Source organism: Pantoea eucrina, assembly GCF_001691555.1.
In the GTDB taxonomy this organism is placed as follows: Bacteria; Pseudomonadota; Gammaproteobacteria; order Enterobacterales; family Enterobacteriaceae; genus Pantoea; species Pantoea borealis.
Map to the genome: position 1 here is coordinate 154,381 of NZ_MAYN01000004.1, position 22,724 is coordinate 177,104.

Below are 22,724 nucleotides of genomic sequence, written 5' to 3' on the forward strand. Positions count from 1 at the left end.
CATTTATGTCGCCCTGTTTTTTTTCTATTTTTTCAGCCCGGCACAGCGCGGGCAAGAGGACGATCATGAGCCACAGCGATACTATCGTTGCGCAGGCAACCCCGCCGGGCCGCGGCGGCGTCGGTATACTGCGTATCTCAGGCAGCCGGGCAGCAGACGTTGCACAGGCTGTGCTGGGTAAACTGCCAAAGCCGCGCTACGCCGATTACCTGCCCTTTACCGATGCAGACGGCAGCGTGCTGGATCAGGGCATTGCGCTGTGGTTCCCGGGTCCGAACTCCTTTACCGGTGAAGATGTCCTGGAGCTGCAGGGTCACGGCGGACCGGTGATCCTCGACCTGCTGCTGAAACGCATTGTCGCCCTGCCCGGCCTGCGCATTGCGCAACCGGGTGAGTTTTCTGAGCGTGCGTTTCTGAATGACAAGCTCGATCTGGCGCAGGCCGAGGCGATTGCCGACCTGATTGATGCCAGCTCGGAGCAGGCGGCGCGCTCGGCGGTGAACTCGCTGCAGGGTGTATTTTCACAGCGCGTGAATGCGCTGGTGGAAGCGCTGACCCATCTGCGTATCTATGTCGAGGCCGCCATCGACTTTCCGGATGAGGAGATCGACTTTCTTTCCGACGGTAAGATTGAAGCGCAGCTTAATGCGGTGATCGGCGACCTGAATGGCGTACGCGCCGAAGCGCGTCAGGGCAGCCTGCTGCGTGAAGGCATGAAAGTGGTGATTGCCGGGCGCCCGAACGCAGGTAAATCGAGCCTGCTGAATGCGCTGGCGGGACGCGAAGCGGCTATCGTCACTGACATTGCCGGCACCACGCGCGATGTTCTGCGCGAACATATTCATATTGATGGAATGCCGCTGCACATCATTGATACCGCCGGACTGCGTGAAGCCAGCGATGAAGTGGAGCGCATCGGCATTGAGCGCGCCTGGCAGGAGATTGAACAGGCCGATCGGGTGCTGTTTATGGTGGATGGTACAACCACGGACGCTACCGAGGCAGCGGCTATCTGGCCCGATTTTGTCGCGCGCTTACCGGCGGCGCTGCCCATTACCGTAGTGCGTAACAAAGCGGACATGACCGGTGAGACCCTGGGACTGAGTGAGGCAAACGGCCATGCGCTGATCCGCCTTTCAGCCCGGACCGGCGACGGCGTGGAAACGCTGCGAGATCATCTGAAGCAGAGCATGGGCTTTGCCGGAAATATGGAAGGCGGGTTCCTTGCGCGCCGCCGCCACCTGCAGGCGCTGGAGAGTGCCGCCGCACATCTGCAGCAGGGAAAAGCGCAGCTGCTGGGCGCGTGGGCGGGAGAGCTGCTCGCGGAAGAGCTGCGGCTGGCACAGCAGGCGCTGAGTGAAATCACCGGCGAATTTACCTCTGACGATCTGCTGGGCCGTATTTTCTCCAGCTTCTGCATCGGGAAATAAGCGCGTACCGCTCTTTGCCGGTCGATCATACATCTTTGTTATTTGGCACCCTTTCTCCTTTGCAGTATAACGATGAAGGCTGCGTTAAACGCAGCCTCTATTATTCATGCTAAAAACCGGGCCTGCGCCGCAGCCTGAACAGGAGAGAAACATGAGTACACCGCTCGACAGCGCGGCGCTTGATGCGCTGTTTACTGACGCCCGCACCCACAGCCACTGGCAGAATAAGCCGGTTTCACAGGCGTTGCTGCGGGAGCTCTATACCCTGACAGCACTGGGCCCGACCTCTGCTAACTGTTCGCCGGGCCGCTTTGTGTTTGTTACCTCGGCGGAAGGCAAAGCAAAGCTGAAGCCCGCCCTCTCTTCAGGCAACGTGGACAAAACCATGTCGGCACCGGTAACGGTGATTGTCGCCTGGGATCCGGAATTTTTTGAGCAGCTGCCAAAACTGTTTCCGTTTGGTGACGCGCGCAACTGGTTTACCAGCAGCCCGGAGCTGACAAAAGAGACCGCGTTCCGTAACAGCAGCCTGCAGGCAGGCTACATGATCCTTGCCGCGCGTTCGCTCGGTCTGGATGCCGGTCCGATGTCCGGCTTTGATCCCGCCAAAGTTAATGCCGCTTTCTTCAGCGAAAGCAAATGGCAGGTTAACATGCTGATCAATCTTGGCTACGGTGAGGCAGGTAAACTGCATCCGCGCCTGACGCGACTCAGTTTCGATGAAGCCACCGCCTTTGCCTGAAAGCCGGCAGTCCGTCTGCGCTCTGCCGGTCGGTCCGGCAGAGTTTCTGTCCCGCCTTATTCCGCGCTGATATTCAGTCTTATCTGAATTTACCGTTCTTCAGGGAAAGCCGGATGCAAACATCTAAGAAAATTCTTACAATGCCGCTGATGATTATTCGCCCATTTTCACGGAGCGACAGATGGCTGGTCATTTTGTGCGCTGGACGGGCACCACGCCCCTGCCGGTAACGACTTCACGGATCCCCCCGGATGTGCTGGATAGCGCAGCCCGTCTGCCCGACCGGCGACGCGGGCGTTTTCTGGCTGCCCGCGAACTGCTGGCACAGCTGATGCTGCGGATCTACGGCATTGATCAGCTGCCGCAGCTGAGCGTCAGCAACAGCGGGCGTCCGCGCTTTGCCGACCCGGCCCTGCCTGATTTCAGCATCTCCTATACAGGCCATATCACCGGCGTGCTGCTGGCGGAAGAAGGCGGGCGTGCCGGACTGGATATGGAGATTGTGCGCGCGCACAGCCGGCAGACGCAGGAAGCGCTGATGCAGGAGCTCTCTTCCGGTGAAAAAGCGTGGATCAACGCGCAGCAGGATTTTATGGAGGCAGCAACGCAAATCTGGACGCTGCGCCAGAGCGTTCTCAAGCTGACCGATGAAGCAGATCGGGGCCTCTCTTCGCTGCGGCTTCATCCGGCGTCAGGCCGGTTGCGGTCCACGGTATTTCCCGATATTCAGGCCATCTGCGACGCCGAGCCGACGCTGGTCTGGTCATGTGCACTTTCACCTGGCACAGAGCATCTGCGTCTGTGGGAGATTGACGCGCAGCAGCAGTGGGTTGCGCTGCGTGATATTGAAATGAATAAGCCGAACATGGATTCGCATACGCTGCGGCTGACCAGCCTGCCCGGCGAGCGTATCGCCGGACAGCAGGAGATGCGACAGCTCTGAAGCGGGTGGCCACCCAGGCCACCTGGAGCGTCAGTGCGCGTCGATAAACGCGATTTTCAGTGTAAACAACAGCGCAACCACCACGACACAGGGGCTGATTTCACGCCAGCGTCCGGTTCCCAGCTTCATCACGCAGTAGGCGATAAAGCCCAGCGCGATCCCTTCCGTAATTGAGAAACTGAACGGCATCATCGCCGCGGTGACAAAGGCCGGTACCGCTTCGGTAAGATCGTCCCAGCGTACGCGCGACAGCGATGCCGTCATCAGTACGCCGACATAGATCAGCGCACCCGCTGCCGCATAGCCCGGCACCATCGCCGCCAGCGGCGACAGGAATATCGCCAGCAGGAACAGCAGGCCGGTAATAACCGCCATCAGCCCGGTACGGCCGCCAATGGCAACCCCTGACGAACTCTCAATATAGGCTGTCACCGATGACGTACCGGCCAGCGCCCCCGTGACGGAGCTGATGCTGTCCACATACAGCGCCTGCTTCATACGCGGAAACGTTCCTTTTTCATCGGTCAGGCCCGCTTTATCCGTCACGCCAATCAGCGTACCGGACGAGTCAAACAGATTGACCAGCATAAAGGAGAAGATCACGCCTGCCATACCGATATTGAACGCGCCTTTAATATCCACCGCACCCACTACCGCCGAGATTGACGGCGGCGGCGCAAAGAAACCGGTGAACCTGACGTCACCCAGCGCAAGGCCTATGCTGGTTGTGACCACAATAGAGACCAGCACCGCCGCATGAATATTACGCGATGCCAGAATAGCGATAATGAAAAAGCCCAGCGCCCCCAGCAGCACGCTGTGCGACGTCAGATTACCGACCGCCACCAGCGTTTCCGCGTTTGGCACAATGATGCCGGCATTTTTCAGCCCCATCATTGCGATAAACAGGCCAATACCGGCGGTGATCCCGGTACGCAGGCAGAGCGGAATATTGGCTATCATCCAGTAGCGCACGCGCAGCAGCGTCAGAATCAGCAGTCCCAGCGCGCCCCAGAAAATGGCGCCCATCCCTATTTGCCAGGAATACCCCATTGCACCGACTACCACAAAAGCGAAAAAGGCGTTCAGACCCATCGCCGGTGCCAGCGCAACCGGCAGGTTTGCTATCAGCCCCATCAGGATACTGCCAAAGGCGGCAATCAGGCAGGTGGTGACAAATACCGCCTGGGTATCCATACCGGCAGCGCCGAGGATTTGCGGGTTAACAAAGACGATATAGACCATCGTCAGAAAAGTGGTGAACCCGGCAATCACTTCAGTGCGTACCGTGGTCCCGTGTTCCTGCAGTTTAAATATGCGCTGCAGCAGGCCCTGAGTCTTCATTTTGCTGTTCCGCTGAAAAATTTATCGCCGCGTATCCTATAGGCTTTATCGCGGTAAAACACGGAATTTTCGCAACCGGTTGCCTGCTGCTGCCTGGCGTAATCCAGGCTAGAGTAAAAGCTGAACAGTTATCAAAAGGATAGAATGCAATGACAGTGGAATGTGTGTTCTTTGATTGTGACGGCACGCTGGTCGACAGCGAAATGCTCTGCACGCAGGGCTATGTGAATACTTTTGCGCGCTATGGCATTACGCTATCGCTGCAGCAGATGTTTGAGCGGTATAAAGGCGTGAAGCTTTACGACATTATTCGCGACATCAGCGAACAGTATCATCAGGCGCTGCCGGTAACAGAGGTGGAGCACGCCTATCGCACCGAAGTCGCACGCCTGTTTGAGCAAGAGCTGCAGCCGATCAGCGGTGCAGCGGCGCTGGTGGCGCAGATCCGCGTTCCGATGTGCGTGGTTTCCAACGGACCGGTAAAGAAAATGCAGCATTCGCTGGGTCTCACCGGCATGCTGCCGTGGTTTACCGATCGCCTCTACAGCGGCTATGACATTCAGGCATGGAAACCCGATCCGCAGCTGATGTTTCACGCCGCAGAACAGATGCAGGTGCCGCTTGACCGCTGCATTCTGGTGGATGATTCCGAAGCGGGCGCCCGCGCCGGCATTGCCGCAGGTATTCCGGTGTTTTATTACTGCGCCGATGCGCATAATCCCGCAATCGATCATCCGCTGGTAACGCGGTTTGATGATATGGCGCAGCTACCGGCGCTGTGGCAGGCACGCGGCTGGACGCTGGTATCCACCTGCAATGTTTTGTAGGCGGCGCATTTATGCGCCCCTGGTATGAGACGCCGTGCATCGCCTGATACCAGGGCGGCATGAATGCCGCCCCTGCGGATGCATCTAATGCTGCCCCTGCAATGTTTTGTAGGGGGCGCATTTATGCGCCCCTGGTACGAGACGCCGTGCATCGCCTGATGAACCGGGCGGTATCGCCTGATACCAGGGCGGCATGAATGCCGCCCCTGCGGATGCATCTAATGCTGCCCCTGCAATGTTTTGTAGGGGGCGCATTTATGCGCCCCTGGCATGAGACGCCGTGCATCGCCTGATGACCCGGGCGGCACCGCCTTACACCAGGGCGGCATAAATGCCGCCCCTGCGGATGCATCTAATGCCGCCCCTGCAATGTTTTGTAGGGCGCGCATTTATGCGCCCCTGGCGTGCGTGCAGGCTATCAGCCTATTGCGCCCAGCGAGTCCTCATTACTCTGCTTCTTCGGCAGCAGAAACAGCGTGGCGAAAATATCCAGCAGATAAATCAGCGCCAGCAGCGTAATGGCCGCGGTAAATGAAATCTGCGTAGCCAGCGCGCCAATCACCAGCGGACCAAAACCGCCAACGCCGCGCCCGAGGTTAAACAGTACATTTTGCGCGGTGGCACGCGCCTGCGGCGGAAACGTATCGGAGATCAGCGCGCCATAGCCGCCAATCATGCCGTTAACAAACATCCCCATGATGGCGCCGGTAAACAGCATGATCGTCGGATCGCGTAGCTGCGCATACACCACCACCATCGCCACGGCACCGAACTGGTACAGCAGAAAAATTTTCCAGCGGGCGAAGCGATCGGCCAGCACGCCAAACAGCCAGATCCCCAGGGTCATACCCACTACGGTCACCGCGGTCCACAGTCCCGATTTTGTCAGGCTGAAACCAAAGCTGGAGGAGAGATAGCTCGGCATCCAGATCATCAGACCGTAGTAGCCAAAGTTCTGTACCGAGCAGAGGATAAAAATGCCCAGGCTCGCTTTGCGGGTGGCACGGTCAGCAAACAGCATTTTTATACGGGCTGTAAATGAGAGTGCCGGTACGCTTTTTACCTGCCGTGTGAAGCTCTCCGGCTCACCCATACTGCGCCGCAGCACAAAGGAGAGTAGCGCAGGCAGCATGCCCACCAGAAACATGCCGCGCCAGCCAATTACGCTGAGCAGCGGCGGCGTGATAAAGGCAGCCAGCAGGACGCCGAGCTGCCAGCCGATGCCGACCCAGGCCGATGCACGGTTGCGCTTCTCCTGCGGCCAGGCTTCGGCGATCAGCGCCATACCGATACCAAATTCACCGCCCAGCCCCACCCCGGCCAGGGTCCGGTACGCCAGCAGATCCCAGTAGCCCTGCGCCACCGCGCACAGACCGGTAAACAGGGAAAACATCAGTATCGTCACGGTCAGGATGCGGATCCGGCCAAAGCGATCGCTGAGATGACCAAACAGAATGCCGCCGATCACTGCACCAATCAGCGTCCAGGTCACCAGCGAGCCCGCCTGCGACGGGTCGAGTACCAGCGATACGCTGATGGCCGGCAGCATAAAACCGAGGATCAGCAGATCAAATCCATCCATGGCGTAGCCGCTGATTGCGGCCAGCATCGCTTTAGCCGGCGTTACGGCAGGTTTAGCAGAGCGGGAAAGGGACATAAAAGAGTACCTGGCGAAAAAAAGTGCGCCAAGTATAAAGAGCGGGCGGCGGAGTGACCAATCAGAAATGGTAATGGCTGCCGCGCCGGCAGCCGGAAAGGATAATCAGGAGGGCCGGTTGCTGCCGTCGTCGCCGGAGAGCAGTTCATCCAGCCGGTCGCCGCCAACATGGCGGAAATCCTGCCCTTTAACAAAATAGAAGATGATTTCGCAGATATTCTGACAGCGGTCGCCGATTCGCTCAATGGCACGCGCGCAGAACAGGGCGGTCAGCACGCTGGGAATAGTGCGCGGATCTTCCATCATGTAGGTCATCAGCTGGCGCACGATGCCTTCGTACTCCTTATCCACTTTTTTATCTTCGCGGTAGATAGTGATGGCGGCGCTGAGATCCATGCGCGCAAACGCATCCAGCACGTCATGCAGCATCTGCACCGTGTGATGGCCCAGCGACTCCAGACTGACCAGCAGCGGCAGATGCTGCTGACCAAACTTTTCCAGCGCGGTGCGGCTGATTTTCTCCGCCACGTCACCAATACGCTCCAGCTCAGAGATCGCTTTGATAATGGCCATCACCAGCCGCAGGTCGCTGGCGGTGGGCTGACGCTTGGCGATAATACGCACGCACGCCTCATCAATCTCCACCTCCATCATATTGACCTTCTGGTCGCCCTCAATCACCCGGCGCGCCAGTTCCGCATCCTGATTATGCATGGCGGTAATGGCGTCAGTGAGCTGCTGCTCCACCATGCCGCCCATGATCATCACCTGCGTGCGAATGTGCTCCAGCTCGGCGTTAAACTGACCGGAGATATGTTTATTAAGATTTAAATTATCCATGGGTCTCTCCTGAATCAGCCGTAACGACCGGTGATGTAATCTTCAGTCTGCTTCTGTGCGGGTTTGGTAAACAGCGTATCGGTGTCGCTGAACTCAATCAGCTCACCAAGATACATAAACGCCGTATGATCGGAGCAGCGGGCGGCCTGCTGCATATTGTGCGTCACAATCACCACGGTGTAATCCTGCTTAAGCTCGGTGATCAGCTCTTCGATGCGGCCGGTGGAGATAGGGTCCAGCGCCGAGCAGGGCTCATCCAGCAGCAGCACTTCCGGCCGGATGGCGATACCGCGTGCGATGCAGAGACGCTGCTGCTGCCCGCCGGAAAGACTGTAACCGCTCTGATGAAGCTTGTCTTTGGTTTCGTTCCACAGCGCGGCTTTGGTCAGCGCCCACTGCACGCGCTCATCCATATCCGCGCGCGACAGCTTCTCAAACAGACGCACGCCGAAGGCGATATTGTCATAAATTGACATCGGAAACGGCGTTGGCTTCTGAAACACCATGCCGACGCGCGCGCGCAGCAGGGCGATATCCTGGTGTGACGCGAGGATATTGTCGCCATCCAGCAGAATTTCACCCTCTGCACGCTGCTCCGGATAGAGCGAATACATTTTATTAAACGTGCGCAGCAGCGTTGATTTTCCGCAGCCTGACGGGCCGATAAACGCGGTGACCTGATTTCGGGCAATATCCAGATTGATATCTTTCAGCGCGTGAAACTTACCGTAATGAAAGTTCAGATTGCGCACCTGGATTTTACCGGCAGAAGGGGTTGCCATACTCATTGCTTATCTCTCTTATGCAGCGCCGCCAGAGCCGCGCCGGAAAATTAGTGTTTGCCTTTGGTGAAGATCATGCGGGCAACAATATTCAGCAGCAGCACGCACAGCGTAATGATCAGCACACCCGCCCACGCCAGACTCTGCCATTCGGCAAACGGGCTCATGGCGAACTTGAAGATAGTGACCGGCAGGTTAGCCACCGGCTGCATCATGTCAGTGCTCCAGAACTGATTTGAGAGCGCGGTAAACAGCAGCGGGGCGGTTTCACCGGCGATACGCGCAATTGCCAGCAGTACGCCGGTAATGATGCCGGAGACCGACGCTTTCAGCGTAATGGCTGAGATCATCTTCCACTTCGGCGTGCCCAGCGCGTATGCCGCTTCGCGCATGCTGTCCGGCACCAGCCGCAGCATATTCTCGGTGGTACGGATCACAATCGGGATCTGCAGCAGCGCCAGCGCCGCAACGCCTGCCCAGCCGGAGAAGTGCTGCATCTGCGATACCACAATGGTGTAAACAAACAGTCCGACCACAATAGAAGGCGCGGAGAGCAGGATGTCGTTAATAAAACGGATCACCTCTGCCAGCCAGCTCTTACGGCCATACTCCGCCAGCCAGATCCCGGCCATAATACCCAGCGGTGTACCAAAAAAGGTGGACCAGAAAATCAGCAGGCCGCTGCCCGCCAGCGCATTTGCCAGCCCGCCGCCAGCGGTATTGGGCGGCGGCGTCGACTCGGTAAACAGCGACCAGCTTAGCCCGTCGACGCCCCTGGTCACCGTGGTGAACAGGATCCAGATCAGCCAGAAGAGGCCAAACGCCATAGTGAGCAGCGACAGCGTCAGGGCGATTTTATTTTTTGTACTGCGCCACGCCTGCATTTTACGGCGCGAGGCTTCCAGCTCAGTACGGCTCTGCATTTCTATAGCGGTCATGAACGGGCCCCTTCACTTTTGGCCAGCCGCAGGATCATCAGCTTCGAGATCGCCAGCACGATAAAGGTAATGACAAACAGGATCAGACCCAGCTCCATCAGCGCAGCGACATGCACGCCCGACTCCGCTTCAGCAAACTCGTTAGCCAGCGCTGAGGTAATACTGTTGCCGGGCATAAACAGCGAAGCGCTGTCGAGCTGGTAGGTGTTACCGATAATAAAGGTCACCGCCATGGTCTCTCCCAGCGCACGCCCCAGTCCCAGCATTACGCCACCGATAACGCCGTTTTTGGTAAACGGCAGCACGATGCGCCAGATCACTTCCCAGGTGGTGCAGCCGATGCCATATGCGGACTCTTTCATCATCACCGGCGTCTGTTCAAAAACGTCACGCATCACCGAAGCGATATAGGGAATGATCATAATCGCCAGAATGACGCCTGCGGCCAGGATACCGATACCAAACGCCGGGCCGGAGAACAGCGTGCCGACGATGGGAATGTTAGCCATGACGTTGCCGACCGGCGTCTGAAAATATTCTGCAAACAGCGGCGCAAAGATAAACAGACCCCACATGCCATAAACAATGCTCGGGATGGCCGCCAGCAGCTCAATGGCGGTGCCAAGCGGACGACGCAGCCAGCCGGGTGCCAGCTCGGTCAGAAACAGCGCGATCCCGAAGCTTACCGGTACCGCGATGATGAGTGCGATCAGGGAGGTCACCAGCGTGCCGTAAATCGGCACCAGTGCGCCAAACTCTTCGTTTGGGGCATCCCAGGTTTTGGTCCAGAGAAAGGCGAAGCCAAACTTCTGAATGCTGGGCCAGGAAGAGACGATCAGGGAGACAATAATGCCACCCAGCAGCAGCAGGACAATCAGCGCAGAGAGTTTGACCAGTGCGCCAAAAATCATGTCGCCTTGCTTACCCGGTGCTTTGAATGTCGGCTTGGTAGCAGCCATAAAATTCTCGGTTCTCAGAGGATATGCAGGGCGGCCAGATAGCCGCCCCCGGAATACTCAGCCAGCCGCCGAGTCTGACAGTGGCTTACTGCCAGAGCGCTTTGCCGCTGCTGTCTTTGATATTCGCTTTCCATGCCGCGCGGATCTGCGTCACCACGCTCTCCGGCAGCGCTGCATAATCCAGCGCCGTTGCGGTTTTACTGCCGCCTTTATAGGCCCAGTCAAAGAACTTCAGCACTTCTGCGCCCTTCTCCGCATTGGCCTGATCTTTGTAAATCAGGATAAAAGTGGTGGAGGCGATCGGCCATGCGTCGTCACCTTTCTGGAACGTCAGATCCTGGGCAAACGAGCTGCTCCAGTCAGCGCCTTTCGCGGCGTTGGCAAAGCTGCTTTCGCTCGGGGCCACCGGCTTGCCATCCGCATCCAGCAGTTTGGTGTAGGTCAGGTTGTTCTGTTTCGCATAGGCATATTCGACATAGCCAATTGAACCTGGCAGACGCTGCACAAAGGCGGCCACGCCATCATTGCCTTTGCCGCCAAGGCCGGTTGGCCAGTTAACGGTGTTGCCTTTGCCTACTTTGCCTGCCCAGTCACTGTTCACTTTGGTCAGGTAGCTGGTAAACACAAAGGAGGTACCGGAGCCATCGGCGCGGCGCACAACGTTGATATTGGTGTCAGGCAGCTTCAGGTCCGGGTTCAGCTTAGCAATCGCCGGATCGTTCCACTTTTTGATGGTGCCAAGATAGATGTCACCCACGGTTTTGCCGTCAAGGGTCAGCTCGCCTGACTTCACACCCGGAAGGTTAACGGCCAGCACCACACCACCGATAACGGTCGGAAACTGGAACAGGCCATTTTTCTGCAGATCTTCCTCTTTCATCGGCGCATCAGAGGCACCGAAATCCACCGTTTTCGCGATGATCTGCTTTACGCCACCCGAAGAGCCGATCCCCTGATAGTTGATTTTGCTACCGGTGGCCTGCTGATACTCTGCTGCCCACTTGGCATAAACCGGGGCCGGGAAGGTCCCGCCAGCACCCGTCAGATCGGTGGCGGCAAACGCAGAAACTGCGCTGACGGCGAAAGTGGCGGCGAGGAGTCGGGCTACGGTGCTACGCATCAGTGTCATGTTCCCTCCGGGGGAGTATAAATCAGGCTTAACGCCGTTTTAGTTGGAGTCAGTGATTGCTGCTGGAGGGAAAATAGGACAGTTTGATGACAGCGAAATGTACGAAATATGACAGTTTTATGACGAAGATAAAAACCGGGCGGGCCCGTTGCAGGCCCGCCCGGCTTAGCGATTACTCAACGGTAACCGATTTTGCCAGGTTACGCGGCTGGTCCACGTCGGTGCCTTTGATCAGCGCCACATGATAAGAGAGCATCTGCAGCGGCACGGTGTAGAAGATAGGGGCGATCACCTCTTCCACGTGCGGCAGTGAGATAATTTTCATCCCTTCGCTGTCGCTGAAGCCTGCATCGCCATCGGCGAAGACATAGAGCAGGCCACCGCGTGCGCGCACTTCTTCGATGTTGGACTTCAGTTTTTCCAGCAGCTCATTGTTAGGTGCGACCACGATCACCGGCATATCAGCATCAATCAGCGCCAGCGGGCCGTGTTTCAGCTCGCCAGCCGCATAGGCTTCCGCATGAATATAGGAGATCTCTTTGAGCTTCAGCGCCCCTTCCATGGCAATCGGGTATTGATCGCCGCGGCCAAGGAACAGTGCATGATGCTTGTCAGAGAAATCTTCTGCCAGGCTCTCAATGATCTTGTCCTGCGCCAGCATCTGCTCAATACGGCTTGGCAGCGCCTGCAGCGCGTGGACAATCTCATGCTCGGTTTCCGGCTTCATACCGTGCAGGCGGCCCAGTTTAGCCACCAGCATCAGCAGTACCGTCAGCTGCGTGGTAAAGGCTTTCGTGGAAGCCACGCCAATTTCCGTGCCCGCTTTGGTCATCAGCGCCAGATCGGATTCGCGCACCAGTGAAGAACCGGCCACGTTGCAGATAGCCAGTGAGCCAAGATAACCCAGCTCTTTAGAGAGACGCAGGGCCGCCAGCGTATCAGCGGTTTCGCCCGACTGCGACAGGGTGATCAGCAGGCTGTTTTTACGTACTGCGGATTTGCGGTAGCGGAACTCAGAAGCGATCTCAACGTCACAGGGGATGTTCGCCAGTGATTCAAACCAGTAGCGCGATACCATACCGGAGTTGTAGGAGGTGCCGCAGGCGATAATCTGGATATGCTCTACTTTGCTCAGCAGCGACTCTGCATGCTCACCCAGCTCGCGCAGATCGACAATCCCGTCGTGGAAGCGACCCGCCAGCGTGTTTTTGATGGCGTTAGGCTGCTCGTAGATCTCTTTCTGCATATAGTGGCGATAGATCCCTTTATCACCCGCGTCATACTGCGCGTTTGATTCGATCTCGGCACGCTGTACCTGATGGCCTTCGCGATCGATGATAGTGACTTCGCGGCGGGTAACCTCAGCAATATCGCCCTCTTCCAGGTAGATAAAGCGGCGGGTAACCGGCAGCAGTGCCAGCTGATCGGATGCGATAAAGTTCTCGCCCACGCCACGGCCAATCACCAGCGGACTGCCGGAGCGCGCGGCCACCAGCACCGACGGATCGCGGCTGTCCATGATAACCATACCGTAAGCACCGCGCAGCTGTGGGATCACGCGCAGGATCACCTCGCGCAGCGTACCGCCCTGCTTCTGCTCCCAGTGCACCAGATGCGCCACCACTTCGGTGTCCGTCTCGGAGGCAAAATGGTAGCCACGTTCAATCATTTGCGCGCGCAGCGGCTCATGGTTTTCAATAATGCCGTTATGCACCACGATGATCTGCTCTGAGACATGCGGATGCGCATTTGCCTCTGAAGGTTCACCGTGCGTAGCCCAGCGGGTGTGGGCAATACCGGTACCGCCAATCAGCGGCTGCTGGTCTGCGGCCTCCGCCAGATTAGCCACTTTACCTACGCGACGCAGACGCGTCACGTGCCCCTGACGATCGACGACCGCCAGACCGGCTGAGTCATAACCGCGATACTCCAGACGACGCAGACCTTCCAGCAGGATCTCTGCAATGTCACGCTGCGCTACTGCTCCAACAATTCCACACATATTCGTTTCCTGACTTCATGGCGTTCGGCCATTGCGTTGTCATCTGACCTGATTTCCGGCTACGCCGGTTCCCCGAGCCTTGTAGAGAGTGGGGATATCGTTATAGCACTGCTAAACGGGCCGATCTTTGCCGGCCCTTAAAATTTATTTTTTCTTCACCGGGCGCTGCCAGCCCGCTTTCTGCTGCTGTTCTTTGCGGTTGTAGACCAGATCGGCGGCGGTGACATCTTTCATCACCGTGGTACCGGCGGCAATCGTTGCACCGGCGGCCACGCGCACCGGCGCCACCAGCTGCGTATCGGAGCCGACAAAGACGTCGTCACCAATAATCGTTTTGAATTTGTTAGCCCCATCGTAGTTGCAGGTGATGGTGCCTGCCCCGATGTTAACGCCCGCGCCTATTTCGGCATCACCCAGGTAGGAGAGGTGGCCCGCCTTGGAGCCTTTGCCGAGCGTGGCTTTTTTCATTTCCACAAAGTTACCAACGTGCGCCTGCTCCGCCAGCTCGCTGCCCGGGCGCAGCCGGGCAAACGGCCCGACCGTGCAGGCTGCAGCCAGCGTCGCGTCTTCAATCACAGAGTAAGGGCTGATCTCACAGTCATCACCCAGAATGCTGTTTTTGATCACGCAGCCGGTGCCAATTTTTACCCGGTTGCCGAGCGTGACATTCCCTTCGATGATGACGCCGGTATCAATCTCCACGTCGCGCCCGTGCGCCAGCGTACCGCGCAGATCAAAACGCGCCGGATCGCGCAGCATTACGCCCGCCAGCAGCAGCTTTTCCGCCTGCTCCTGCTGAAAGGCACGCTCCAGCGTAGCCAGCTGCAGACGGTTATTTACGCCTTCCGTTTCACTGATACGCGCCGGATGAACGGTATTAATCACGCGGCCTTCCTGATGCGCCATCGCGATGATATCGGTGATGTAGAACTCGCCCTGCGCGTTATTGTTATCCAGCTGTGCCAGCCAGCGCCGGAGATCGCCCCCGCTGGCGATCAGGATACCGGTGTTGATCTCCTGAATAGCCAGCTGCTCAGCAGATGCATCCTTCTGTTCAACAATGCCGGTCACGATCGTGTTTTCCCGCACAATCCGGCCATAGCCGGTGGGGTTATCCAGCACCACGGTCAGCAGCCCGATGCCGCCAGCGGGTTTTGCCGCGCGCAGCTGCTGCAGCGTTGCCTGCGAGATAAGCGGGACGTCGCCATACAGCATCAGAATATCTTCGTCATCCGCAAAGAAGGGCGCCGCCTGCTGCATAGCGTGTCCGGTACCCAGCTGTTCCGCCTGCAGCACCCAGTTCAGGGTGTTGTGCGCCAGCTTTTGCTGCAGCAGCTCACCACCGTGACCATAGACCAGATGGACCTGCCGGGCGCCAAGCCCGGTGGCAGCATCAATAACATGCTGCACCATAGGTTTACCTGCCAGCGTGTGCAGAACTTTAGGCAGATCGGAATACATACGGGTGCCTTTGCCAGCGGCCAGGATCACCACACTCATCGCGCTTACAGACATAATTTTCCAGACTCAATTTAACTTTCGAAAGTGTAAGGTTTACCCCTGAGATTACTACATTTTTCTCGTGGCGAAATTAGACAACCGGAGGAAAGCGGAAAGGGGGATCAGAGACAGAGCATAACAACAGGTTTGCCGGGCGCGGAGCAAAAAAAATGCCAGCCCGGTGGGCTGGCATTTCATGACGCATAAAGCCTGATTACATCGCTTTTTTGGTCAGCTCGATAACACGCAGTTTCGCGATAGCTTTCGCCAGCTCCGCAGAGGCCTGAGCGTAGTCCACGTCGCCGTGGCTGCTGTTCATGTGCTCTTCTGCTTTACGTTTCGCTTCCAGCGCGCGCGCTTCGTCAAGGTCTTCACCGCGAATAGCGGTGTCGGCCAGAACGGTCGTGCTGCCCGGCTGTACTTCCAGCACGCCGCCGGAGAGGTAGATATACTCCTCGTCGCCGTGCTGTTTCACGATGCGAATCATGCCAGGCTTGATGGCAGTCAGCAGCGGGGCGTGGCCCGGGTGGATCCCCAGCTCGCCTTCGCTACCTGACACCTGGATACGCTGTACCAGACCGGAGAACATCTGCTGCTCCGCGCTGACCACGTCCAGATGATAAGTCATAGCCATACCATTCCTCCCGGGAAACCGTTATTACAGTTTCTTCGCTTTTTCTACGGCTTCTTCGATAGCGCCGACCATGTAGAACGCCTGCTCTGGCAGGTGGTCGAATTCGCCTTCCATGATGCCTTTGAAACCACGAATGGTATCTTTCAGCGTCACGTATTTACCCGGAGAACCGGTGAAGACTTCAGCAACGAAGAATGGCTGAGACAGGAAGCGCTGGATCTTACGCGCACGTGCCACCAGCAGTTTATCTTCTTCAGACAGCTCGTCCATACCGAGGATGGCGATGATGTCTTTCAGCTCCTGGTAACGCTGCAGCAGTGACTGTACGCCACGTGCGACGTCATAGTGCTCCTGACCCACGATCAGTGGATCCAGCTGACGGCTGGTAGAATCCAGCGGGTCAACGGCCGGGTAGATACCCAGAGAGGCGATCTGACGGCTCAGCGTAACGGTTGAGTCCAGGTGAGCAAAGGTGGTTGCCGGAGACGGGTCAGTCAGGTCATCCGCAGGAACGTAAACGGCCTGTACGGAGGTGATTGAACCGGTCTTGGTGGAGGTAATACGCTCCTGCAGCACACCCATCTCTTCAGCCAGCGTTGGCTGATAACCTACCGCAGATGGCATACGGCCCAGCAGTGCAGACACTTCAGTACCTGCCAGGGTATAACGGTAGATGTTGTCGATGAACAGCAGAACGTCACGGCCTTCATCACGGAATTTTTCCGCCATGGTCAGACCGGTCAGTGCTACGCGCAGACGGTTACCCGGCGGCTCGTTCATCTGGCCATACACCAGCGCTACTTTATCGATAACGTTGGAGTCAGTCATTTCGTGGTAGAAGTCGTTACCCTCACGAGTACGCTCACCTACACCAGCAAAGACCGAATAACCTGAGTGCTCAGCCGCGATGTTACGGATCAGCTCCATCATGTTTACGGTTTTACCCACGCCCGCACCACCGAACAGACCGACTTTACCGCCCTTAGCGAACGGACACATCAGGTCGATAACCTTGATGCCGGTTTCCAGCAGTTCCTGCGAGTTTGACTGATCTTCATAGGAAGGCGCGGCGCGGTGAATAGAGGAGACCTCTACTGCGCTGCCATCTTCTTCTGTCAGGTCGCCTTTCATGTCGATAGGCTCGCCCAGCACGTTCATGATACGGCCAAGGGTCGCTTTACCAACCGGAACCTGAATAGGTTTTTTCAGATCGATTACTTCCAGACCGCGCTTCAGGCCGTCAGAAGAACCCATGGCGATAGTACGTACTACGCCACCACCCAGCTGCTGCTGAACTTCCAGCACCAGACGAGTATCACCATTCTTAACCTCGAGAGCGCTGTATACCTGTGGTACCGCGTCCTGAGGGAATTCGACGTCAACTACGGCGCCGATAATCTGGACAATCTTTCCAGCTGCCATCTTGAATCCTCTACCTAATACGAGAATATCCGGCCGCGCTCGGGCGACAGGATATATGCCTGGTTAAACCGCGGAGGCTCCCGAGACGATCTCGGTAAGTTCCTGGGTGATGCTGGCCTGACGAGCTTTGTTGTAGACCAACTGCAGCTCTTTGATCAGGTTTCCGCCGTTATCGGTTGCGGCTTTCATCGCTACCATACGCGCGGCCTGCTCACTGGCCAGGTTTTCCACCACACCCTGATAAACCTGCGATTCGACATAACGACGCAGCAGCGTATCGAGCAGCGCCTTCGGATCGGGTTCGTACAGGTAATCCCAGGTCTTCGCCTTCATCTCTTCTTCACCTTCCGCTGGCGGTAACGGCAGCAGTTGGGTAATGGTCGGAGTCTGAGACATGGTGTTGTTAAACTTGTTGCTGACGATATACAGCTTGTCGATACGGCCTTCATCGTAGGCCTGCAGCATAACTTTTACCGGGCCGATCAGATCGGACAGCGCAGGCTTATCGCCCATGCCGGTAACCTGAGCCACGACGTTACCACCGACAGAGCCGAAGAATGAAACGCCTTTAGAACCGACAATCGCCAGATCGCTCTGAACGCCTTTGTCTGCCCAGCCTTTCATTTCAGCCAGCAATTTTTTGAACAGGTTAATGTTCAAACCACCACAAAGCCCGCGGTCAGTCGAAACGACCAGGTAGCCGACGCGCTTAACGTCGCGCTCATCCAGGTAAGGGTGCTTGTATTCCAGATTACCCAGTGCAAGGTGACCAATCACTTTGCGCATGGTATCTGCATACGGACGGCTGGCCGCCATGCGTTCCTGCGTTTTACGCATTTTGGAGGCGGCGACCATTTCCATCGCTTTGGTGATCTTCTGCGTATTTTTTACGCTTCCGATCTTGGTACGTATTTCTTTTGCGCCGGCCATTAGCTTCTCCTCAAAGCCTTGCGGCCTGTCTTTTCAGACAAGCCGCCAGACATTACCAGGACTGGGTTGCTTTAAACGTTTCGAGCAGGCCTTTCAGCTTCGCTTCGATATCGTTGTTGTAGTTACCCGCCTGGTTGATTTCAGCCATCAGCTCAGCGTGTTCGCGATCGGCGTACGCCAGCAGAGCGGCTTCGAAGCTGCCGATTTTCGCCAGTTCAACGTCGTTCAGGAAGCCGCGCTCAGCAGCAAACAGCACCAGACCCTGCTGCGCAACGGACATTGGCGCATACTGTTTCTGTTTCAGCAGCTCGGTCACTTTCTGACCGTGGCTCAGCTGTTTACGCGTTGCATCATCCAGATCGGAAGCGAACTGAGAGAACGCTGCCAGTTCACGATACTGTGCCAGCGCGGTACGAATACCACCGGACAGTTTCTTGATGATCTTGGTCTGTGCAGCACCACCAACACGGGATACGGAGATACCCGGGTTAACGGCTGGACGGATACCGGAGTTGAACAGGTTCGACTCCAGGAAGATCTGACCATCAGTGATCGAGATAACGTTGGTCGGAACGAACGCAGAAACGTCACCAGCTTGGGTTTCAATGATTGGCAGCGCGGTCAGAGAACCGGTCTGGCCTTTCACAGCACCGTTGGTGAAACGCTCAACGTAGTCAGCGCTTACGCGTGATGCACGCTCCAGCAGACGAGAGTGGAGATAGAACACGTCGCCTGGGAATGCTTCACGGCCCGGTGGACGGCGCAGCAGCAGGGAGATCTGACGATAAGCGATAGCCTGCTTAGAGAGATCATCGTAAACGATCAGCGCATCTTCACCGCGGTCGCGGAAGTATTCGCCCATGGCACAGCCCGCGTATGGAGACAGGTACTGCAGTGCAGCAGACTCCGATGCAGAAGCGACAACCACGATGGTGTTAGCCAGCGCGCCGTGTTCTTCCAGCTTACGAACCACGTTAGAGATGGTCGACGCTTTCTGGCCAATCGCGACGTAGACACACTTGATGCCTGAATCACGCTGGTTGATGATGGCGTCGATGGCCATTGCAGTCTTACCGGTCTGACGGTCACCGATGATCAGCTCACGCTGGCCACGGCCGATTGGAATCATCGCATCGACAGATTTGTAGCCCGTCTGAACAGGCTGATCAACAGACTGACGATCGATAACGCCTGGTGCAATCATTTCAACTGGCGAGAAGCCGTCGTTGTCGATTGCGCCTTTACCGTCGATAGGTGCACCCAGGGTGTTCACCACACGACCCAGCAGGCCACGGCCAACCGGTACTTCCAGAATACGACCAGTGCACTTAACCTTCATGCCTTCGGCAAGGTCAGCGTACGGGCCCATAACGACCGCACCAACCGAGTCGCGCTCGAGGTTCAGTGCGATAGCGTAACGGTTGCCCGGCAGGGCAATCATCTCACCCTGCATAACATCGGCCAGGCCGTGTACGCGGATGATACCGTCACTTACAGAAACAATAGTACCTTCGTTGTGAGCTTCACTCACGACATTGAACTGAGCAATGCGCTGCTTGATCAGTTCGCTGATTTCGGTGGAATTCAGTTGCATATGCTCCAGTCCCCTTAAGACTGCAAGACGTCTGCCAGACGGTCAAGACGGCCGCGCACGCTGCCATCAATCACCAGGTCACCCGCACGGATAACCACACCTGCCAATACAGACTTATCAATTTTGCAATTCAGCTTAACTTTGCGTGACAGACGTTTTTCCATCGCGGTGCTGATTTTGGTCAGCTGGCTGTCACTCAGCGCACTGGCGGAGATTACATCAACTTCGGCTGTCGCTTCATAAGCGTCACGCAGTTGAATAAATTGCTCCAGTACGGCTGGAAGCGCTGTCAAACGTCCGTTCTCCGCCATTACCTTGATCAGGTTCTGAGCGTGTTCATCAAGTTGATCACCACAGACTGCATTGAAAGAGGCAGATAACGCTTCAGGTGCTAACGCACCGGAGAGTACTTCTGCCATCTGTTCGTTGCGAGCCACTTCTGCGGCAAACGCCAGCATGGTCTGCCAGCGTTCGATACTTTGATGCTCAACAGCAAAGTCAAAAGCTGCTTTGGCGTAGGGGCGAGCTACAGTAATCAGATCAGACATCAGCCCCTCCCTCCTTACAGTTCAGCGACCAGTTTATCAACGATGTCGCTGTTAGCAGCTTCATCCACGGAACGTTCGATGATTTTCTCGGCGCCAGCTAATGCCAGCAACGCGACCTGTTTACGCAGCTCTTCACGTGCACGTGAGCGCTCGGCTTCAATTTCTGCCTGCGCCTGAGTGACGATGCGGTTACGTTCAGTTTCGGCTTCGGTTTTGGCTTCGTCCAGAATCTGGGCACGGCGTTTGTTCGCCTGCTCGATAATGACCTGAGCTTCTTCCTTCGCTTTTTTCAGCTGGTCGGTCGCATTGGCCTGCGCGAGATCCAAATCTTTCTTCGCGCGTTCAGCAGAAGCAAGGCCTTCAGCAATTTCTTTCTGGCGCTTTTCGATGGCAGCCATGATCGGTGGCCATACGTACTTCATGCAGAACGCGACAAACAGGATGAACGCGATGGCCTGGCCGAGGATTGTTGCGTTAATGTTCACAGCACAATGCCTCTTATTAAGTTAACGTGCTCTGCCGCTATCATTGATAAACGGCAGAATCTGTTCCTCATCACACCAGGTGCCATGAGTGAACAATGGCTACAGGCTTTAGGCGACAGCAAACATCACGTAGAGACCCAGACCAACAGCGATCATCGGGATTGCATCCACCAGACCCATTACAACAAAGAACTGCGTACGCAGCAGAGGGATCAGATCCGGTTGACGCGCTGCGCCTTCCAGGAATTTACCTCCGAGGATGCCGATACCGATCGCAGCACCGATTGCCGCCAGACCCATCATCACAGCGGCAGCCATGTACAGCAGATCCATATTCAGGTTTTCCATGACAGTCTCCAGTTTGTTTCAGTTATGCTTAAGTTGTTGAGAAAAAAATCAATGTTCTTCAGATGCCATCGACAGATAGACAATCGTGAGGACCATGAAAATGAAAGCCTGCAGCGAAATAATCAGGATGTGGAAAATGGCCCATGGCACATTCAGCACCCACTGCGACCACCACGGCAGCAGACCGGCAATCAGGATAAAGATCAGCTCACCCGCATACATGTTGCCGAACAGTCGCAGACCGAGTGAAACCGGTTTTGACAGCAGGCTGACACCTTCAAGAATCAGGTTGATGGGGATGAAGATCGGGTGATTAAAAGGCTGCAGAGTCAGCTCTTTGGCAAAGCCGCCTACCCCTTTCATTTTGATGCTGTAGAACAGAATCAAAATAAATACGCCCAGCGCCATAGATAGCGTGATGTTCACGTCTGCTGACGGCACGACGCGCAGCGCCGGCAGGCCCAGATAGTGCTCACCAATAAACGGCAGCAAATCAATAGGCAGCAGATCCATGAAGTTCATCAGGAAGACCCAGACAAAAATTGTCAGAGCCAGCGGGGCGATAACTTTACTTTTACCGTGGTACATGTCGCGAACGTTGCTATCAACAAAGCCGACAACCAGCTCGATAGCCGCCTGCATTTTCCCTGGCACACCGCTGGTGACGCTTTTCGCCACTTTGCGGAACAGCACAAGGAATAATACTCCCAGTGCAACAGAGAAAAACATGGAGTCCAGGTTTAACGTCCAGAATGTTGCTGGCGCGTCGTGTGCATTCACCAGCTCGAAAGTACGCAGGTCCATCTGAAGATGCGTCAGATGATGTCCTATGTATTCCTGCGGCGTTGAGATTTCTCCTGCGGCCATGATGCCTCTTACCCTTTGTTGTTAATTACAGCCGGCGCGACGATTTGCACCACCAGCACCGATAACCAGGTGATTGCGAGTGGCCAGAAGACCGCTCCGAACCCACCTAACGCCACAGCGAGAAAAATAACGGTGGCAAACACCTTAAGAACTTCACCCAGGGCGAAACTCCAGGCGACACGCCCTTTAGCCGGCGATTGATCCTGCAGACGCCAGGCTAAAAACGTGAACAGTATGTTTGGCAGCCAGGCTGCCACACCACCCGCGATAGCAGAGGCGCCCCAGGTAACATCTTTCAGGGCAAACAGCGCACCGATTACGACAAACGTCACCAGCTGGACAACCAGAACGGCTCGGGCTAATTTCACACTGTAAAGAGACACTGACATGACGCTTAACTCTCCTGCCCCGAACGGGGTATGTCGCGTGTCGTATAAGACTGCCTTTGCCGTTTTGAGTCAAGCAGCAAAAGCCGTGCAAATTATACGGGCCGCACCTGCGATTTCAATCGCTAAGTAGCGAAAAGGTGAACAATTATTTAAATTTCTTTCTGAAGGGCTATTTTTCCAAAGATTCATAACCCGGAAAGCCATCAGGAAAGTTGCTGTTTTTCAGCTAAAGCGGGATATAAAGCGTGCTGCAGATCACATAATAAACAATAAGGCGCTGAAAATTTTACCAGAATGCATAATGCGCACGAATAAACCGCCCTTGTTAACCCTTTAAAATCAGCTTGTTATAAATTTAAATCTGCTTCAGCTCACTCTTTTCTGATAAAAACATCCGGTTGACACTGCAGGCAG

Annotated in this window: 22 protein-coding genes; 4 read left to right on the top strand and 18 right to left on the bottom strand. The window is 56.2% G+C overall.

What is annotated here, in order from left to right; translation table 11 throughout:
• Window positions 1–65 precede the first annotated feature (65 nt).
• From mnmE to BBA90_RS03155, 3 genes are all read left to right on the top strand, one after another.
• Complete coding sequence (gene mnmE, locus BBA90_RS03145) at window positions 66–1,430, top strand: tRNA uridine-5-carboxymethylaminomethyl(34) synthesis GTPase MnmE (protein ID WP_065647884.1); 1,365 nt, start codon at window positions 66–68, stop codon at window positions 1,428–1,430.
• A 151-nt stretch (window positions 1,431–1,581) separates the two neighbouring features.
• Window positions 1,582–2,172, top strand: a complete 591-nt coding sequence (locus tag BBA90_RS03150) for a malonic semialdehyde reductase (RefSeq protein ID WP_065647885.1) — start codon at window positions 1,582–1,584, stop codon at window positions 2,170–2,172.
• Window positions 2,173–2,353: 181 nt separating this feature from the next.
• Entirely contained in the window at window positions 2,354–3,115 is a 762-nt protein-coding gene (locus tag BBA90_RS03155; RefSeq protein ID WP_065647886.1) for a 4'-phosphopantetheinyl transferase family protein, read from the top strand.
• A 30-nt stretch (window positions 3,116–3,145) separates the two neighbouring features.
• Here BBA90_RS03155 and BBA90_RS03160 read toward each other — a convergent pair whose 3' ends face one another.
• Window positions 3,146–4,459: an NCS2 family permease gene (locus tag BBA90_RS03160; protein ID WP_065647887.1), complete on the bottom strand. Its 1,314-nt coding sequence runs from the start codon at window positions 4,457–4,459 to the stop codon at window positions 3,146–3,148.
• A 149-nt stretch (window positions 4,460–4,608) separates the two neighbouring features.
• Between BBA90_RS03160 and yieH the strand changes: the two genes are divergently transcribed.
• Window positions 4,609–5,286, top strand: a complete 678-nt coding sequence (yieH, locus tag BBA90_RS03165; RefSeq protein ID WP_065647888.1) for a 6-phosphogluconate phosphatase — start codon at window positions 4,609–4,611, stop codon at window positions 5,284–5,286.
• Between the two features lie 418 nt (window positions 5,287–5,704).
• Here the strand turns inward: yieH and BBA90_RS03170 are convergent, their stop codons facing one another.
• From BBA90_RS03170 to atpI, 17 genes are all read right to left on the bottom strand, one after another.
• The gene (locus BBA90_RS03170) at window positions 5,705–6,943 is read right to left on the bottom strand and encodes an MFS transporter (protein WP_065647889.1); all 1,239 of its coding nucleotides are present in this window, start codon (window positions 6,941–6,943) and stop codon (window positions 5,705–5,707) included.
• A 105-nt stretch (window positions 6,944–7,048) separates the two neighbouring features.
• On the bottom strand, window positions 7,049–7,783 hold the full coding sequence (gene phoU / locus BBA90_RS03175) for a phosphate signaling complex protein PhoU (protein WP_065647890.1): 735 nt from the start codon (window positions 7,781–7,783) through the stop codon (window positions 7,049–7,051).
• Between the two features lie 14 nt (window positions 7,784–7,797).
• Entirely contained in the window at window positions 7,798–8,571 is a 774-nt protein-coding gene (pstB, locus tag BBA90_RS03180; RefSeq protein ID WP_039381453.1) for a phosphate ABC transporter ATP-binding protein PstB, read from the bottom strand.
• A gap of 44 nt (window positions 8,572–8,615) precedes the next feature.
• Window positions 8,616–9,503, bottom strand: a complete 888-nt coding sequence (gene pstA, locus BBA90_RS03185; RefSeq protein WP_065647891.1) for a phosphate ABC transporter permease PstA — start codon at window positions 9,501–9,503, stop codon at window positions 8,616–8,618.
• The gene (gene pstC / locus BBA90_RS03190; RefSeq protein WP_065647892.1) at window positions 9,500–10,462 is read right to left on the bottom strand and encodes a phosphate ABC transporter permease PstC; all 963 of its coding nucleotides are present in this window, start codon (window positions 10,460–10,462) and stop codon (window positions 9,500–9,502) included. The genes pstA and pstC overlap by 4 nt, the downstream gene beginning before the upstream one ends.
• An 85-nt stretch (window positions 10,463–10,547) precedes the next feature.
• A complete protein-coding gene (pstS, locus tag BBA90_RS03195) occupies window positions 10,548–11,591 on the bottom strand; it encodes a phosphate ABC transporter substrate-binding protein PstS (RefSeq protein ID WP_065647893.1) in 1,044 nt (347 codons plus the stop codon).
• A 172-nt stretch (window positions 11,592–11,763) separates the two neighbouring features.
• Window positions 11,764–13,593: a glutamine--fructose-6-phosphate transaminase (isomerizing) gene (gene glmS, locus BBA90_RS03200; protein ID WP_039381443.1), complete on the bottom strand. Its 1,830-nt coding sequence runs from the start codon at window positions 13,591–13,593 to the stop codon at window positions 11,764–11,766.
• 144 nt (window positions 13,594–13,737) lie between these two features.
• The gene (glmU, locus tag BBA90_RS03205) at window positions 13,738–15,108 is read right to left on the bottom strand and encodes a bifunctional UDP-N-acetylglucosamine diphosphorylase/glucosamine-1-phosphate N-acetyltransferase GlmU (protein ID WP_065647894.1); all 1,371 of its coding nucleotides are present in this window, start codon (window positions 15,106–15,108) and stop codon (window positions 13,738–13,740) included.
• Between the two features lie 199 nt (window positions 15,109–15,307).
• On the bottom strand, window positions 15,308–15,727 hold the full coding sequence (locus BBA90_RS03210; protein WP_039381436.1) for a F0F1 ATP synthase subunit epsilon: 420 nt from the start codon (window positions 15,725–15,727) through the stop codon (window positions 15,308–15,310).
• Window positions 15,728–15,751: 24 nt separating this feature from the next.
• Complete coding sequence (atpD, locus tag BBA90_RS03215; RefSeq protein ID WP_065647895.1) at window positions 15,752–17,149, bottom strand: F0F1 ATP synthase subunit beta; 1,398 nt, start codon at window positions 17,147–17,149, stop codon at window positions 15,752–15,754.
• 63 nt (window positions 17,150–17,212) lie between these two features.
• Complete coding sequence (atpG, locus tag BBA90_RS03220; RefSeq protein ID WP_039381430.1) at window positions 17,213–18,079, bottom strand: F0F1 ATP synthase subunit gamma; 867 nt, start codon at window positions 18,077–18,079, stop codon at window positions 17,213–17,215.
• 52 nt (window positions 18,080–18,131) lie between these two features.
• Complete coding sequence (gene atpA / locus BBA90_RS03225) at window positions 18,132–19,673, bottom strand: F0F1 ATP synthase subunit alpha (RefSeq protein WP_039381427.1); 1,542 nt, start codon at window positions 19,671–19,673, stop codon at window positions 18,132–18,134.
• A 14-nt stretch (window positions 19,674–19,687) separates the two neighbouring features.
• Entirely contained in the window at window positions 19,688–20,221 is a 534-nt protein-coding gene (gene atpH, locus BBA90_RS03230) for a F0F1 ATP synthase subunit delta (RefSeq protein ID WP_065647896.1), read from the bottom strand.
• A 14-nt stretch (window positions 20,222–20,235) separates the two neighbouring features.
• Window positions 20,236–20,706 carry a F0F1 ATP synthase subunit B gene (gene atpF, locus BBA90_RS03235; protein ID WP_039381418.1) on the bottom strand — a complete coding sequence of 157 codons (471 nt, stop codon included), beginning with the start codon at window positions 20,704–20,706 and terminating at the stop codon, window positions 20,236–20,238.
• Window positions 20,707–20,814: 108 nt separating this feature from the next.
• Window positions 20,815–21,054: a F0F1 ATP synthase subunit C gene (gene atpE / locus BBA90_RS03240; protein ID WP_003849523.1), complete on the bottom strand. Its 240-nt coding sequence runs from the start codon at window positions 21,052–21,054 to the stop codon at window positions 20,815–20,817.
• Window positions 21,055–21,102: 48 nt separating this feature from the next.
• Window positions 21,103–21,921, bottom strand: coding sequence for a F0F1 ATP synthase subunit A (gene atpB / locus BBA90_RS03245; RefSeq protein WP_065647897.1), 819 nt, complete (start codon window positions 21,919–21,921; stop codon window positions 21,103–21,105).
• 8 nt (window positions 21,922–21,929) lie between these two features.
• Entirely contained in the window at window positions 21,930–22,310 is a 381-nt protein-coding gene (gene atpI / locus BBA90_RS03250) for a F0F1 ATP synthase subunit I (RefSeq protein WP_065647898.1), read from the bottom strand.
• Window positions 22,311–22,724: the final 414 nt, after the last annotated feature.